The organism is Streptomyces europaeiscabiei, assembly GCF_001550375.1.
Taxonomy (GTDB): domain Bacteria; phylum Actinomycetota; class Actinomycetes; order Streptomycetales; family Streptomycetaceae; genus Streptomyces; species Streptomyces europaeiscabiei.
The window spans coordinates 101,324-116,376 of the sequence record NZ_LRTR01000276.1 but is presented as its reverse complement, the minus strand read 5'-3'; the positions used below and the strand labels follow the sequence as shown (position 1 = coordinate 116,376).

Annotated in this window: 13 protein-coding genes and 1 tRNA gene; 8 read left to right on the top strand and 6 right to left on the bottom strand. The window is 69.4% G+C overall.

Annotated elements, in window-relative coordinates; translation table 11 throughout:
- Positions 1-259 precede the first annotated feature (259 nt).
- The 8 genes from AWZ10_RS13530 (at position 260) to AWZ10_RS13495 (ending at position 9,920) form a co-directional block, all read left to right on the top strand.
- On the top strand, positions 260-1,006 hold the full coding sequence (locus AWZ10_RS13530) for a YcnI family copper-binding membrane protein (RefSeq protein ID WP_060891159.1): 747 nt from the start codon (positions 260-262) through the stop codon (positions 1,004-1,006).
- Positions 1,007-1,192: 186 nt separating this feature from the next.
- Positions 1,193-1,867 carry an SCO family protein gene (locus AWZ10_RS13525; protein WP_046704274.1) on the top strand — a complete coding sequence of 225 codons (675 nt, stop codon included), beginning with the start codon at positions 1,193-1,195 and terminating at the stop codon, positions 1,865-1,867.
- The gene (locus tag AWZ10_RS13520) at positions 1,864-2,340 is read left to right on the top strand and encodes a copper chaperone PCu(A)C (RefSeq protein ID WP_060891158.1); all 477 of its coding nucleotides are present in this window, start codon (positions 1,864-1,866) and stop codon (positions 2,338-2,340) included. Before AWZ10_RS13525 ends, AWZ10_RS13520 begins: the two co-directional genes overlap by 4 nt.
- A gap of 14 nt (positions 2,341-2,354) precedes the next feature.
- A complete protein-coding gene (locus AWZ10_RS13515; RefSeq protein WP_060891157.1) occupies positions 2,355-4,499 on the top strand; it encodes a copper resistance CopC/CopD family protein in 2,145 nt (714 codons plus the stop codon).
- Between the two features lie 8 nt (positions 4,500-4,507).
- The gene (gene efeB / locus AWZ10_RS13510; protein ID WP_060891156.1) at positions 4,508-5,920 is read left to right on the top strand and encodes an iron uptake transporter deferrochelatase/peroxidase subunit; all 1,413 of its coding nucleotides are present in this window, start codon (positions 4,508-4,510) and stop codon (positions 5,918-5,920) included.
- Positions 5,921-6,113: 193 nt separating this feature from the next.
- The gene (gene pheA / locus AWZ10_RS13505; protein WP_046704276.1) at positions 6,114-7,049 is read left to right on the top strand and encodes a prephenate dehydratase; all 936 of its coding nucleotides are present in this window, start codon (positions 6,114-6,116) and stop codon (positions 7,047-7,049) included.
- Positions 7,050-7,755: 706 nt separating this feature from the next.
- The gene (serS, locus tag AWZ10_RS13500) at positions 7,756-9,033 is read left to right on the top strand and encodes a serine--tRNA ligase (RefSeq protein ID WP_060891155.1); all 1,278 of its coding nucleotides are present in this window, start codon (positions 7,756-7,758) and stop codon (positions 9,031-9,033) included.
- An 80-nt stretch (positions 9,034-9,113) separates the two neighbouring features.
- Positions 9,114-9,920 carry a Cof-type HAD-IIB family hydrolase gene (locus tag AWZ10_RS13495; protein WP_046704303.1) on the top strand — a complete coding sequence of 269 codons (807 nt, stop codon included), beginning with the start codon at positions 9,114-9,116 and terminating at the stop codon, positions 9,918-9,920.
- A 415-nt stretch (positions 9,921-10,335) separates the two neighbouring features.
- Here the strand turns inward: AWZ10_RS13495 and AWZ10_RS13490 are convergent.
- From AWZ10_RS13490 to AWZ10_RS13465, 6 genes are all read right to left on the bottom strand, one after another.
- Positions 10,336-10,419: transfer RNA gene (locus tag AWZ10_RS13490), tRNA-Ser, on the bottom strand.
- A gap of 284 nt (positions 10,420-10,703) precedes the next feature.
- Positions 10,704-10,979 carry an SGM_3592 family protein gene (locus AWZ10_RS13485; RefSeq protein WP_046704278.1) on the bottom strand — a complete coding sequence of 92 codons (276 nt, stop codon included), beginning with the start codon at positions 10,977-10,979 and terminating at the stop codon, positions 10,704-10,706.
- 300 nt (positions 10,980-11,279) lie between these two features.
- A complete protein-coding gene (locus tag AWZ10_RS13480) occupies positions 11,280-11,999 on the bottom strand; it encodes an ABC transporter permease (RefSeq protein ID WP_037689545.1) in 720 nt (239 codons plus the stop codon).
- Positions 12,000-12,009: 10 nt separating this feature from the next.
- Positions 12,010-12,921 carry an ABC transporter ATP-binding protein gene (locus AWZ10_RS13475; RefSeq protein ID WP_046704279.1) on the bottom strand — a complete coding sequence of 304 codons (912 nt, stop codon included), beginning with the start codon at positions 12,919-12,921 and terminating at the stop codon, positions 12,010-12,012.
- Positions 12,918-13,856 carry an ABC transporter permease subunit gene (locus tag AWZ10_RS13470; RefSeq protein ID WP_046704280.1) on the bottom strand — a complete coding sequence of 313 codons (939 nt, stop codon included), beginning with the start codon at positions 13,854-13,856 and terminating at the stop codon, positions 12,918-12,920. The genes AWZ10_RS13475 and AWZ10_RS13470 overlap by 4 nt, the downstream gene beginning before the upstream one ends.
- A complete protein-coding gene (locus AWZ10_RS13465) occupies positions 13,846-14,835 on the bottom strand; it encodes an ABC transporter ATP-binding protein (protein WP_046704281.1) in 990 nt (329 codons plus the stop codon). The genes AWZ10_RS13470 and AWZ10_RS13465 overlap by 11 nt, the downstream gene beginning before the upstream one ends.
- Positions 14,836-15,053: the final 218 nt, after the last annotated feature.

The window sequence follows — 15,053 nt, the reverse complement described above, 5'->3', positions numbered from 1 at the left end:
GACGACCGCCCTCCAGCACACGCTCGTCCGGCGCGGCCCGCCGACCGCAGCGCCCGCCTTCGCCCTCGCCGCCTGACACGACGCCCGCTCACTCCACACCTGGGAGGGGAGTCCGTCGCAGGGCGACGAGAATCGCGCGCATTCGTTTCCGCTCCTTGCTCCCGGCCGCGGGCTCCCCGCTTCCGGCCTCGGCTGCCGACTCGTGGCGCGCGCCCCTCTTCCTCTCTCCTCCCTCACTCACTGTGGAGTGTCACCAGTCATGAAGGCTTCTCGTATCGCCGCCGTCGGCGCCCTCGCCGGTTCGGCCGTCCTCCTCCTGTCCGGCCCCGCGTTCGCGCACGTCAGCGTCGCGGCGGAGGGCACGGCGGCCAAGGGCGGGTATGCGACCGTCAACTTCAAGGTCCCCAACGAGCGCGACGACGCCACGACCACCAAGCTCGAGGTCAACTTCCCGACCGACCACCCGCTCGCCTCGGCCCAGCCGGAGGCCATCCCCGGCTGGAAGATCAAGGTCACCAAGGCCAAGCTCGACAAGCCGGTCGAACTGCACGGCGAACAGATCGACGAGGCCATCTCCAAGATCACCTGGACCGCCACCGGTGACGGCATCGCGGCGGGCTTCTTCCAGAAGTTCCCGGTCTCCATGGGCCAGCTCCCCGAGAACACCGACGAACTGGTCTTCAAGGCGATCCAGACGTACTCCAACAAGGAGGTCGTCCGCTGGATCGAGGTGCCCAAGGACGGCGAGGAGGAGCCCGACAACCCGGCCCCCGTGCTCGCACTGTCGACCGCCTCCGAGGACCACCACGGCTCGTCCGGCGCCTCCACCGCCTCCGACGAGTCGGAGGACGCCGACGACGCCAAGGCCGCGTCGAGCGAGACCGCCGCCGCGCCCGCCGACACCAGCGACACCACCGCCCGCGTCCTCGGCATCGTCGGCATCGTCGTCGGCGCCGCGGGCGTGGCGTACGGCGTCCTGGCCGGCCGTCGGCGCACGAACGCCTGAGCCTCCGGCTTCTCGGCCCCTTCCCCTCGGCGCGCACGCGGCCCCGTACAGAACTCGTCACGAACTCCGTCCCGAACTTCGTACCGAAGTCCGAACCGGAGTCCGAACCGGAGTTCGTACACAGGCTGTCCGCGACGGCGTACGCCCCCGTGCGCGCCGGGGCTCGAACAACTGGGACATTTCTCTATGCGCACGAACACGACGAAGAAGACGTTCGCGGCCGGCGCCCTGCTGGTCGCGGCCGTCCTCACCCTCTCGGCCTGCGGAACCGGCGACGACTCCACGACGTCTGTCGCCGAGGTCTCCGACACCGGCCCGCAGAAGGCAGCCACGGTCCTAGACCGGCAGTTCACCAAGCCGGACCTGGTCCTCACCGACACGAACGGAAAGCCGTACGACCTCCGCAAGGAGACCGAGGGCAAGCCGACGCTGATCTACTTCGGCTACACCAACTGCCCCGACGTCTGCCCGCTGACCATGAACAACCTCGCGGTCGCGAAGAAGGAGGTGGCGAAGAAGGTGTCCAAGTCGGAGCTGGCGAACCTCCGGCTCGTCTTCGTCACCACCGACCCGGAGCGGGACACCGCGGCGGAACTCGGCAAGTGGCTCAAGGGCATCGACTCCGAGATCGTCGGCCTGACCGGCGACTTCGCCGACATCCAGGCCGGCGCCTTCAAACTCGGCATCTCCATCAACCCGCCGACCAAGGACGAGAACGGCAAGACCATCTCCGAGCACGGCACCCAGGTCATCGCGTTCTCGCCGAAGACCGACGGGGGCTATGTGCTGTACAACGACAAGGCCACCGTGCAGGACTACGAGAAGGACCTGCCGAAGCTGCTCAAGGGTGAGAACCCGTGAGGCATCGACTCACCGGCCCCCTCCTGGTCACCACCGCCGCGCTCGTCCTGGCCGGGTGCGGGTCCTCCGACTCCTCTTCTTCCGCCTCCTCCTCGTCCGCCGCGAAGCTGTCCGTGAAGTCCGCCTACATGCCGCAGCCCGTCACGGACTCCCTGGCCGCCGGTTACCTCGTCATCGAGAACGACGGCGGTGCGGCGGACGAGCTGACCTCCGTCACCAGCGACATCGCCCGGGACGTCACTGTCCACGAGACGACCGGGCAGTCGATGCGGGAGGTCACAGGCCTGAAGGTCCCCGCCGACGGCGAACTCGTGCTCAAGAGCGGCGGAAACCACCTGATGTTCGAGAACCTGAATCGCAAGCCGAAGGAAGGCGAGACGGTGTCCCTGCGGTTGAACTTCACCAAGTCCGAGGCCATCACGGTCGAGATGCCCGTGAAGTCGGCGACGTACCAGCCGACCAACGGGCACTGAGGGAGGTAGCACCCTTGAGCCGGTTGAGGCCGTTGCTGAGGCCGTTGCTGTTGCTGTTGTTCGCCACCGTCGGAGCGCTGCTCGCCGGTGCCGTGCCCGTCTCCGCGCACGCCGCGCTGACCGGCAGCGACCCTCAGCAGGGGTCGGTGGTCCAGGAGGCACCGGGTCAGGTGTCGCTCACCTTCTCCGAGAAGGTCGCGATGTCCGACGGCGCGGTGCGCGTGTACGACCCCAAGGGCAAGGAGGCCGACACCGGCGAGATCACCGACCTGGGCGGCAACAGCTATGCGGTGGAGCTGCACTCGGGCCTGCCCGACGGCACGTTCACCGTCACCTACCAGGTCGTCTCGGCGGACAGCCACCCCGTCTCCGGCGCCTTCACCTTCTCCGTGGGGGCACCTTCCAAGACGACGGTCGCGGTACCCGAGCAGGAGGTCGGCGGCGGGATCGTCGGCGGGCTCTACGGGTTCGCGCGGTACCTGTCGTACGCCGGTTTCATCCTGCTGGTCGGCGGCGCGGCCTTCGTGCTGGCCTGCTGGCAGCGCGGTGCCGGGGTACGGCCGGTGCAGCGGCTCGTGGTCTCCGGCTGGCTCACGCTGACCACCGCCACCCTCGCGATGCTGCTCCTGCGCGGCTCCTACACCGGCTCCGGCAAGCTCGGCGACGTCTTCGACCTCGACCTCCTGGGCCAGGTGCTGCAGACGAAGACGGGCGCCGCCCTCGTCTCCCGCCTGCTGCTGCTCGCCGCTGCGGCACTGTTCATCGCGGTCCTGTTCGGGGCGTACGCGCGACGGGACGAGGAGGTCGAGGACGACGGCGGGGCCGTGGAGGTCGAGGACGGCGGAGAGGCCGTGGAGGTTCCTCGGGCTCGTTCAGGCTCTTCCGGGGACACCGACACCGACACCCAAAGGGATTCAGAAGGGGACTTGGAGGAGGACTCGAAGGACGGCTCGAAGGACGGCTCGAACGAGGGCTCCGAAGAGGGTTCGGAAGAGGACTCCGGGGACGAAGAGGCCGACGACGAGTCCCTCCGGCGGGACCTCACCTTCGGGCTGGCCATCGGCGGGGGCGTGGTCTCCGCCGGTCTCGCCGCGAGCTGGGCGATGGCCGAGCACGCCTCGACCGGCATCCAGACGGGTATCTCGATGCCCCTCGACATCCTGCACCTGCTGGCGGTCGCCGCCTGGCTGGGCGGCCTGGCGACCCTGCTCGTGGCACTGTTCCGGGCGCCCGTGGACGCACAGATCGAGACCGACGCCGTACGACGGTTCTCGCGGGTCGCGTTCGGCAGCGTGCTCGTCCTGACCGCGACCGGGATCTACCAGTCGTGGCGCCAGGTCGGCACCTGGTCCGCGCTGACCGGCACCTCCTACGGGCAGCTGCTCCTGGTGAAGGTCGGCCTGGTCGCCGTACTCGTCGGGATCGCGTGGATCTCCCGCCGGTGGACCGCGCAACTGGCGGAAGCACCGGCCGTGGTGGAAGCGGAAGCCGTGGTGGAGAAGGAGCCGGCGGCCACGCACGCCACCGGTGGCTCCGCGCGGGGCGCGGGCGGAGGTTCCGAGAAGGTCACCGGCGAGGGTTCCGAGCGGGCCGCTCAGCTCGCCCGGCAGCAGGCGGCGGTGGCGAGCGCGCGTGAGCAGCGGATACGGAACGCCGATCCGGGCCGAACGGGTCTGCGCCGGTCGGTGCTGGCGGAGGCGGGCGTCGCCGTCGTACTGCTCGCCGTCACGACGGTGCTGACCTCCGCCGAACCGGGACGCACGGTGGAGGAGGCCAAGGCGGCCAACGCTGCCGTGACGCAGGAGGACGAGACGTCAGGGGCGTTGGCGCTGGACATGTCGTTCGATACGGGGGGCAAGAACGGCCAGGGCGTGGCCCGGCTGCAGATCGACCCCGCGCGCGTGGGCGCCAACGAGATGCACGTCTACGTCCAGCGCCCCGACGGCAAGCCCTTCGACGTCCCCGAGGTGAAGGTCGCCTTCACCCTGGAGGCCAAGGAGATCGGCCCGCTGCCCGTGGTCCCCGACCGCGTCACCACCGGCCACTGGACGGCGAACGGCGTACAGATCCCCATGGCCGGCAACTGGAAGATCGAGATCACCGTACGGACATCTGAGATCGACCAGGTGACCGTCAGCAAGAACGCGAAGATCGGCTGAAACACATCATGGCTGACCAGGACCTTGTCGACGGCGACTCCGCCACCCCTGAAGGGACGCGGGGCGATGCTGAACCCACAGCTGCCGCCGCGCGGGCGCGAGCGACCACGAACGACGCGCAGTCGCCGTCCAGCCCCTCGGAGTCGCGGCGGGAGAACAACATCCCACCGCCTGGTGGAACGATCTCGCGTCGCCTCCTTCTGGGCACCGCCGGCGCGACCGGCCTTGCGCTGGGCGCGGCAGGCGGCGCCGCCGGATACGCGGCCGGGTCCTCCTCGTCCTCCTCCACCGAGAAGGTCGCCCCTCTGTCCTCCCTCGGCGCCGGGGAGGTGATGTTTCACGTGAAACATCAGCCCGGGATCACCACCCCCCTCCAGGCACGCGGCCACCTCGTCGCGTTCGATCTGGCCGCCGGGGCAGGACGCAAGGAGGCCGCCGCTCTGCTGCGCCGCTGGTCGGAGACGGCCCGGCGGCTGATGGCGGGCGAGGCCGCGGCCCAGGACGACACGGATGTCGCCCGTGACGCAGGGCCGTCGTCGTTGACGGTCACCTTCGGCTTCGGGCACAGCTTCTTCGCCCGTACCGGCCTGGAGAAGCAGCGCCCGGAATCCCTGGACCCGCTGCCCGACTTCTCCTCGGACCAGCTCGACAGGACACGGAGCAACGGCGATCTGTGGGTGCAGATCGGGGCCGACGACGCACTCGTCGCCTTCCACGCCCTGCGCGCCATCCAGAAGGACGCTGGCAGGGCGGCCCGGGTGCGGTGGCAGATGAACGGCTTCAACCGTTCGCCGGGCGCCACGGCCCACCCCATGACGGCCCGCAACCTGATGGGGCAGATCGACGGCACCCGCAACCCGAAGCCGACCGAGTCCGACTTCGACGAGCGGATCTTCGTGCCTTCCGCAGGTGGCTCGGACCCGGCATGGATGGCGAACGGCTCGTATGCCGTCGTCCGCCGCATCCGCATGCTCCTCGACGACTGGGAGCACCTCTCGGTCAAGGAGCAGGAGGACGTCATCGGGCGCCGGAAGTCCGACGGCGCGCCGCTGAGCGGGGGCACGAAGGCGATCGAGACGACCGCGATGGACCTGGAGAAGACCGACGCCCAGGGCAATCTCCTCGTCCCGATCAACGCGCACGCCCGGATCACCCGCCCCGACCAGAACGGCGGCGCGGCCATGCTCCGTCGCCCGTTCTCCTTCCACGACGGCATCGACGCGAAGGGTGTCCCCGACGCCGGTCTCCTCTTCGTCTGCTGGCAGGCCGACCCTCTCCGCGGCTTCGTCACCGTCCAACGCAAACTCGACCGCGGCGACGCCCTTTCGAAGTTCATCCGCCACGAGTCCAGCGGCCTCTTCGCGGTGCCGGGGGGCGCGGCGAAGGGGGAGTACGTGGGGCAGGGGTTGCTGGAGGGCTAGCCGACTGGAGGGTTGGCCCGCGGGAGGAGGCTGGGTCACCCTTCGATCGCCTCGCCCGGCCTCGCCCTGCCCGGTCCTGACCCGCCGCGTTCCGAGGAGGCGTGCGGGCGCCCACAGGGCCGTACGTCGCTCTCAGGGGTGGTGGGGACGGGATAGTGCGCCGGGGCCAGGCGAGGCCCATTAGGGTGAGTCCATGCCAGCCAGCTACGTGTACCTCGGCCCCGAGGGCACCTTCACCGAGGTCGCCCTGCGCACGCTGCCGGAGTCCGCGACCCGCGAGCTCGTCCCGAAGGTGTCCGTCCCCGCCGCACTCGACGCCGTCCGCAACGGCGAGGCCGAGGCCGCGTTCGTCCCGATCGAGAACTCCGTGGAAGGCGGCATCACGACCACGCTCGACGAGCTGGTCGCCGGCGCCCCGCTGATGATCTACCGCGAGGTGCTCCTCTCGATCACCTTCGCGCTGCTGGTCAGGCCGGGTACCAAGCTCTCGGAGATCAAGACGGTCACCGCGCACCCGGCCGCCCAGCCACAGGTGCGCAACTGGATGAAGGCCAACCTCTCGCCCGACGTCGTCTGGGAGTCCGCCGCCTCGAACGCCGACGGCGCCCGCCTCGTCCAGGAAGGCCGCTACGACGCCGCTTTCGCCGGTGAGTTCGCGGCCTCGCGGTACGGCCTGGAGGCGCTGCAGACCGAGATCCACGATGCGGAGAACGCCCAGACCCGGTTCGTTCTGGTCGGCCGCCCCGCCCGGCCCGCCGCCCCGACGGGCTCCGACAAGACCTCCGTCGTCATCTGGCAGCGCGACGACCACCCCGGCGGACTGCGCGACCTGCTCGGCGAGTTCGCCGTCCGTGGCGTCAACCTCATGCTGCTGCAGTCCCGACCGACCGGCGAGGGCATCGGCAACTACTGCTTCGCCATCGACGCCGAAGGCCATATCTCCGACCGCCGGGTGGCCGAGGCGCTGATGGGCCTCAAGCGGATCTGCCTCCAGGTCCGCTTCCTCGGTTCGTACCCGCGTGCGGATGCCGCCACCGCGAAGATCCGGCCCACTCTGCCGGGCACCTCCGACGCCGAGTTCGTGGCCGCGGCGGACTGGGTGGCGCGCTGCCAGGACGGCCGGTTCTAGGAAGCCCGTCCCAGGGCTGCCGGTTCTAGGACGCCCGTCCCAGGGCTGCCGGTTCTAGGGAGCCCGTCCCAGGGAGCCCGTCCCGGGAGTCGATTCCACGGAGTCGATTCCGGGCCTGCCTGCCGCCGGTCCTACCTGCCTATTTTCTTTGTCCACAGAAGTTATCCACAGGGCGGCTTCTCGACCTGGGGACAAGTCGACAACACATCGCCACGTAGTCGACAAATCCCCTTCATGGGCCCGACTGCGTCCACAACCCCGTAGGTCACCCTTCGTCCACGCGTCCCCTCCCGTCAATCCTTTAGAGCTACCCATTCACCCGCGAATCCACTCGAAAGTGGGCGTGAAGGTGGTTTGAGTCGGGAATCCTCAAGTCGACGGCCCGCTACCCCAATGATCTTTCTCTCGATCCACAGATCTTTCACACAGCCTGTGGATAACTCTGCGGCACTGTGGACTTCTGTGGACAGTCGATCCCCAAGTCCCGTGCGGCACAAGGAAGTCGAGTCAACCAGTCGCCACACCTGCACCCCCTTTCAGGGGGTCGAACCCCATTCATTGACTTTTACCGGCACCCACACACCACCCTTCACCGCCCTCCACTCCCTCCGGCCGCCGCGATCGACATTTGGGTCAAATCAACACAGAAGTGGCGCGGAGCGAATTCGAGTCGTGGGCCGGAACCACGCACCGGTAGCCTTGCGGGGTGATTGACCTTCGCCTGCTCCGTGAGGACCCCGACCGTGTGCGCGCGTCCCAGCGCGCCCGTGGAGAGGACGTCGCGCTCGTCGACTCCCTCCTGTCCGCCGACGAGCGGCGCAGGTCCTCCGGCGTCCGCTTCGACGAGCTCCGCGCCGAGCAGCGATCGCTCGGCAAGCTGATCCCCAAGGCCTCCGCCGACGAGAAGGCCGAGCTGCTCAAGCGCGCCGAAACGCTCAAGGCCAACGTCAAGGCCGCCGACGCCGAGCGCGACATGGCCGCCACCGAGACCCAGGAACTCCTCCTCCAGCTCGGCAACCTCGTCCACCCCGACGTCCCCGTCGGCGGCGAGGAGGACTTCGTCACGCTGGAGACGCACGGCGAGATCCGTGACTTCACGGCCGAGGGCTTCGAGCCGAAGGACCACCTGGAGCTCGGCACGATCCTCGGTGCCATCGACACCGAGCGCGGCGCCAAGGTCTCCGGTTCGCGCTTCTACTTCCTGACGGGCGTCGGCGCCCTCCTCGAACTCGCCCTGGTCAACGCGGCGATCGCCCAGGCCACCGCGGCCGGCTTCACCCCGATGCTGACCCCGGCGCTGGTCCGCCCGCAGTCGATGGCCGGAACGGGCTTCCTCGGCCAGGCCGCCCAGGACGTCTACCACCTCGACAAGGACGACCTGTACCTGGTCGGCACCTCCGAGGTCGCGCTCGCGGCGTACCACATGGACGAGATCATCGACGCCGACCGCCTCCCACTGCGCTATGCGGGCTTCTCCCCCTGCTTCCGCCGCGAGGCCGGTTCGCACGGCAAGGACACCCGCGGCATCTTCCGCGTCCACCAGTTCGACAAGGTCGAGATGTTCTCGTACGTCGCGCCGGAGGACTCCCAGGCCGAGCACCAGCGCCTGCTGGACTGGGAGAAGCAGTGGCTGACGTCGCTGGAACTGCCCTTCCGTGTCATCGACGTCGCCTCCGCCGACCTCGGCTCCTCGGCCTCGCGCAAGTTCGACTGCGAGGCGTGGATCCCGACCCAGGGCAAGTACCGCGAGCTGACCTCGACCTCCGACTGCACGGAGTTCCAGTCGCGCCGTCTGCAGATCCGTGTCCGTGACGGCAAGCAGATCAAGCCGCTGGCCACGCTCAACGGCACGCTCTGCGCCGTCCCGCGCACGATCGTGGCGATCCTGGAAAACCACCAGCAGGCCGACGGCTCCGTCCACGTCCCCGAGGTCCTGCGCCCCTACCTGGGCGGCCGCGAGGTGTTGGAGCCGGTAGCCAAGTGAGCGAAACGGCTGCCCCCGAGGGCTCCTCGGACTCCGGGAAGACCACGGCGTCCGAGGCGTCCAAGGTTTCCGAACGGTCCGTGCAGCCCTCGGGCTTTCCGTACAAGCTGATCGCGACCGATCTCGACGGAACGCTCCTGGGCTCCGACGACTCGGTCTCCCCGCGCACCCGTGAGGCGCTCGCCGCGGCCACCGCGGCGGGCGCCACCCACATCGTCGTCACCGGCCGGGCGGTCCCCTGGACCCGCCACATCCTCGACGACCTCGGCTACCGGGGACTGGCCGTCTGCGGCCAGGGCGCCCAGGTCTACGACGCCGGAGAGCACCGGCTGCTCACGGCCGTCACCCTGGACCGGCAGCTCGCCGCCGTGGCCCTCGCCAAGATCGAGGCGGAGGTCGGACCCCTGCACCTGGCCGCCAGCCAGGCGGGTCTGGAGGGCGAAATACTGGTCGGCGCCGGCTACGCCCTGCACGGCAAACTGCCCACCACCCCGCTCACAGACGTGTCCGACCTCTGGGCAGCTCCGCTGAACAAGATCTACATACAGCACCCCACACTGACCTCCGACGAGCTCGCCGAAGCCTCCCGCCAGGCCGCCGGCGGCTTCGTCACGGTCGCCATGGCCGGCGAGGGCATCGTCGAGCTCCTTCCCCTCGGCCTCACCAAGGCCACCGGCCTCTCCCTCGCCGCCCGCCGCCTCGGCGCGAAGCGCACCGACACCATCGCTTTCGGCGACATGCCCAACGACATCCCGATGTTCACCTGGTCCGCCCACGGCGTAGCCATGGCCAACGCCCACGCCGACCTCAAGGCCATCGCCGACGAAGTGACCTCCTCCAACGAGGACGACGGCATCGCCGAGGTACTGGAACGCCTGCTGAGCTAGAAGCCGACACCCCTTGAACGCCCCGGCGAAGCGACGCCGATGGGGGTTGGCCGACGCCAGGGGGTTCGCCTCGCGAACCCCGGCCTGACGGGAGCCGGCCACGCTGAGGGCTTCGGTGGCGGTGTGCCCGTCGACATCGAGCGGCACGACAGCGGGGAGCCGACAGCAGAGTGAGCGCGCGGTGGCGGGTGGTGACGACAACAGCGAGGCACGCGGTGGTGGGGGAGCCGACTACAGCAAGGACGCGCAGTCACCCTGCAACGCCGGTGAGCAGAACACCCACCCCGTTCAGCACCAGCACGGACCGCTGAGCTCTCTCAAGAAGGCCCCCGAGGGCAAGCACACCCCCACGAGCCTCCCTCTACGTACCCCCAAAGCCCACAACCTGGGCCAAGTCACAGCGACAGCGAGACGGCGGAGGATGCACGAATCGAACGTGCGCGGGCAAAACCCGACCACGGCTTAGCAAGCCGGTGCCTTACCACTCAGCCAATCCTCCGGGTGGGCGGCCCACGCGAAGCGATTCGCGCGCTCGAAGCGGCCGCCCCGGGCAGCTCCCCACTGGGGGGACGGACTCGACGGAGGGGTAACTACTCCGGAGCCCGCCATGAGCTGCCCCGCCGGGAACTCGACGTACTGCACCTGAAGGACAGCATAGCCGGGCTCCTCTCCCAGAACGTGGCACCGGCGCGACCCGGCGACCTCGACATCAACCACTGTGCCCGGCGGCCGAGTTGCCCGCCACCGAATATCCGTCGCAAGGGCCACGGCCACGACGAGCGGTCATCGGCGGCGCCACCTGCGGCGTCGCGCCTTGCTGAAGAACCACCCGGCCGGCGGCTCGTCCGAGCGCCAGGGCTGGGGATCGGGGGCCTGCTGCCGCCAGCGCGCCGCGAGCATCCGGGCCCGCGCCGACGGTTCGGCCGTCTCGGCGGACCGTATGAAGTCCTCGTCCAGAACGGTGTCGTCCCAGACACCCTCGCTCGCGTTCCCGGCACCGGCCTCGGCCCGGACGCCCGATTCCGACGTGGGTCCGGATCCCCCCTTGGCGCCCGGCACTCCACCGGAACCCGCGCCGGCCCCGATAGCCGCTCCGGCTGTGGCTCCGCCCCCGGCACCCGGTGCAACCGCAGAGCCCGATCCGTCCCCGACCGTGCTGTCGGTCAGCGCGCCCTGTGCCTCGCCGCCTTCGGGCGACACCTCCGTTGCCATCCCCGTTCCTCCTGCTCTCCTGGCCGCCCCTCCTGGCCGCTTGTGCCCTTCGTTTTGCGCTCGTTCGGTCTGCCTGGACGAGCGTGAAGCCCCTGTCAAGATCAAGGAAGGGTGAGCCTCCGGGGCCGAGAGCCCCGGAGGGTTCCGTCACTCCTCGCCGGCCAGCTTCAGCGTCCGCAGCTTCTGCCCCGCGTACCAGGTCGCACCCGCCGTGACCACCGTCAGCAGAACCACCGCGGTCGGCAGCCCCACGTCGGACGTCACGAGACCGCCGTCGGTGACTTTTTGGGCGACGGCGAGCGCCCACTGCTGGACACTGAGCGTGCGTGCCCCGTCCACCAGGGACCCGAAGAGGGTCTCCCAGACGAGTGCGTACACGAGTCCGAAGACGACCGCGTGCCGGGTGATCGTCCCGAGGAGCAGGAACATCGCCGCGTACGCGATCGAGGCGACCAGCGCCGCCACGGTGTAGGCGACCGCGATCTGCTGTCCGTTGCCGTTCAGGATCAGGCCCGCGAGCAGTGTCGGTACGGCCGAGAACGCCATGGTCACGGCGATCGCCACGATCAGCTTGGTGAAGATGATCGTCGGCCGCTTCACCGGCTTGGCCAGCAGATACACCACCGAGCCGTCATCGATCTCCGGTCCGATCGCGCCCGTTCCCGCGATGACGCCGATGATCGGCACCATCGTGGCGAGCGCGAACCCGCCGAGGAGGTCTACGGCCACCTGGTCGTCGGCGCCACTCAGGGCACGCACGGCCACGGAGAGCACGATCAGCAAGGCGGGCAGCGCACTGAGAATGAGGGCCCGACGGCGGCCGAGCAGGGCCCGGTAGGTGAGCCGGGCGACTGTGGGGTCGTACATCTTCGGCCTCCTACGCCGCTACGAGATACGAGAAGACGGACTCGAGGGACTCGTCCGACGGCGAGACCGTGAGCAGACGGATGCCGTGGTCCCGGGCCACCCTCGGCAACAGGGCCGTGAACCGGCCGAAGTCGACGGCCTGGATACGCAGCGCGCCCTCGGCCAGGTCCACTTCGATCCCGGCGGTCGACGGGTCGGCGATCAGCGCGGCGGCCAGGGCCCGGTCGTCGCTGGAGCGCACCAGATAGCGGTGCGGACGGTCGGTCATCAGGCGGCGGATACGCCGGAAGTCACCGCTCGCCGCGTGCCGTCCGGCGACAATCACCTCGATGTGGGCCGCCAACTGCTCGACCTCTTCGAGGATGTGGGACGAGAACAGCACCGTGCGGCCCTCGTCGCCCATGCGCCGCAGAAGGTCCATGAGCTGCATGCGCTGGCGCGGGTCCATGCCGTTGAACGGCTCGTCCAGCAGGAGCAGGGACGGTTCGTGGACCAGCGCGGACGCCATCTTCACGCGCTGGCGCATGCCTTTGGAGTACGTCGAGATCTTGCGGTCCTGCGCGTACTCCATCTCCACCGTGGCGAGCGCCCGCTGTGCGGCCTTCGCCCCGAAGCCGTGCAACTCGGAGTTGGCGACGACGAACTCGCGGCCCGTGAGGAAGTCGTACATCGCCTCGCGCTCGGGGACGATGCCGATGTGCTTGTAGATCTGCTCGTTGCGCCACACCGGTGTGCCGTCCAGTGTGACGGAGCCCGTGGAGGGGGCGAGGAAGCCGCCCATCATGTTGATGAGCGTGGACTTGCCGGCGCCGTTCGGGCCCAGCAGGCCGGTGACACCGGGGCCGATCGTCATCGTGACGTCGTTGACCGCCACCACGTTGCCGAACCAGCGTGAGACGTGGTCGATGTTGAGCGTGGTCACAGCCCGACCTTTCGGTAGCGGCGCATCAGCAGGCCGTAGGAACCGGCGATGAGACCCAGGACGACGAGGAGGTAGAGGGCTCCCTGCCCGCTGGAGGGCCCGTGTCCGCCGGGGAAGGCGGAGGTGGCACCCAGGAAGGCGGTCTGTACGCCGTCTATCAGCGTGATGGGCGAGAAGAGACCGAGCCAGGGCACCGCGTCTGCGCTGGACTGGACATCGGCGATGGCCTGGACGACCGACACGGCCCCGTAGGAGATGGTCAGGACAGCGATGACGGCCGCGATGCCGAAACCACGGCGCGGGGTCACCGCCGAGATCACCAGGCCGATGCCTGCGAAGAGGAGCGAGAGCAGTGCCACGGACACCAGTCCCTGCGCGAGTCCCTTGGTCTGGTCGGTGAAGTCGAGCTCGGCCAGCAACGCACCCACATAGAGCACGAGCAGAGGCACCGCGGTCAGGATGAAGAGCGCCGACGTCAGCGCCGCGAACTTCGCGCGGACGTAGTCGGCGGTCTCGATCGGGCGCGAGAAGTACAGCGGAACGGTCTTGAAGCGCAGGTCGCGCGAGACGGACTGCGGTGCCTGGGAGGCGACGTACAGGCCGATGACGGCCTGCATGATGACCGCGTAGTCGGTGTACTTGATGGGCAGGTCGTTGGCCTGGGTGGCGACCGAGACCGCCACCATGATGGCCGCCGGCACGCACATCACCGCGAACAGCAGCATGGGCAGCACCTTGGACTTGACCGAGCGGCCCAGTCCGTACGCGCCGCGCAGGGACTGCGAGTACAACGAGCGGCGGGCGTAGGCGCGGCCTAGGCGGGCGCCGTCGTAGGAGCGGTATCCGATGTTGTGGATGCGGCTCTGCTCGCCCGTGCGGGCGGGCTGTCCACCGTCGAGGGCCGGTGCCTGTGCACCGTGCTGCTCAACCGCCATGGCCGACCGCCTCCTTCCCTGCGTCCTGGGCGCTCCGGGTGCCCGTCTGCTCGTCGTTGTCCTGGAAGACCTCGGCGATCTGGTGCCTGCGCTGCTCCATGCGGACCAGGCCGAGCCCCAGGTCGGCGACGAGGTCGCGGACCAGGTCGTAGGTCTCCTCGCCCTGGGCGGTGAGCAGCAGGATGTGTCCTGCTCCCGGGAGGCCGCTTCCGTCGGAGACGGTCACCCCGCGCGAGTGAAGCGCCTCACGCAGCGCGCCAGTGCCGTCGGGGTGCTCGTCGCTGTCGGTGACCTCGATCGCGAGGGTCGCCGTGTTCTGGGTGAAGTCTCTGGTGGAGCTCGACCGCAGGAGCTTGCCGCCGTCGACCACGACGACGTGGTCGCAGGTGCGTTCCAACTCGCCGAGCAGGTGGGAGGTGACCAGCACCGAGATGCCGAAGTCGGTGTGGATGCGGCGGATCAGGCCGAGCATCTCGTCCCGACCGACCGGGTCCAGGCCGTTGGTCGGCTCGTCCAGGAATACCAGCTGCGGGTCGTGCACCAGGGCCTGGGCGAGCTTCACTCGCTGTTTCATGCCCGTGGAGTAGCCGCCTATGGGGCGGTACCGCTCCTCGTACAGGCCGACGTGGCGCAGCGTGTCCGCGGTGCGCTCACGTGCGGCGGTCGGCGGGAGCCCGGACATGCGGGCCATGTGCACGACGAACTCGGTGGCCGAGACGTCGGGCGGCAGGCAGTCGTGCTCCGGCATGTACCCCACGCGCTCGCGGATGGCGCCGCCGTTGGTGGCGACGTCGAGGCCGAGCACCTCGGCCCGGCCCTCCGAGGCGGGGGACAGACCCAGCAGGATTTTGATCAGTGTGGACTTGCCGGCGCCATTGGCACCGACGAGTCCCGTCACACCGGGTCCGATGTCCATGGAGAGCCGGTCAAGAGCGGTCACCCTCGGGAACCGCTTGCTCAGGCTTTCGGTCGCGATCACAGTCACGATTTAGACATTAGGGGTGCGGACCGCTGCGGTCGTCACCCCGCAGAGCTGTCTCGGCGTCACCCTCGAGTCGTACGGGCCCGTAGGGGGCATCCACCGCCGGTCCCCCTAGGGGTCACCCTGAGGTCGAACAAGCCGACGGAGCCGAGCCGCGTGGCAGCGGCCGTCGTGTGTTGAACGACCGGCGTCGCCGTTTCGTGCCCGCATTCGCG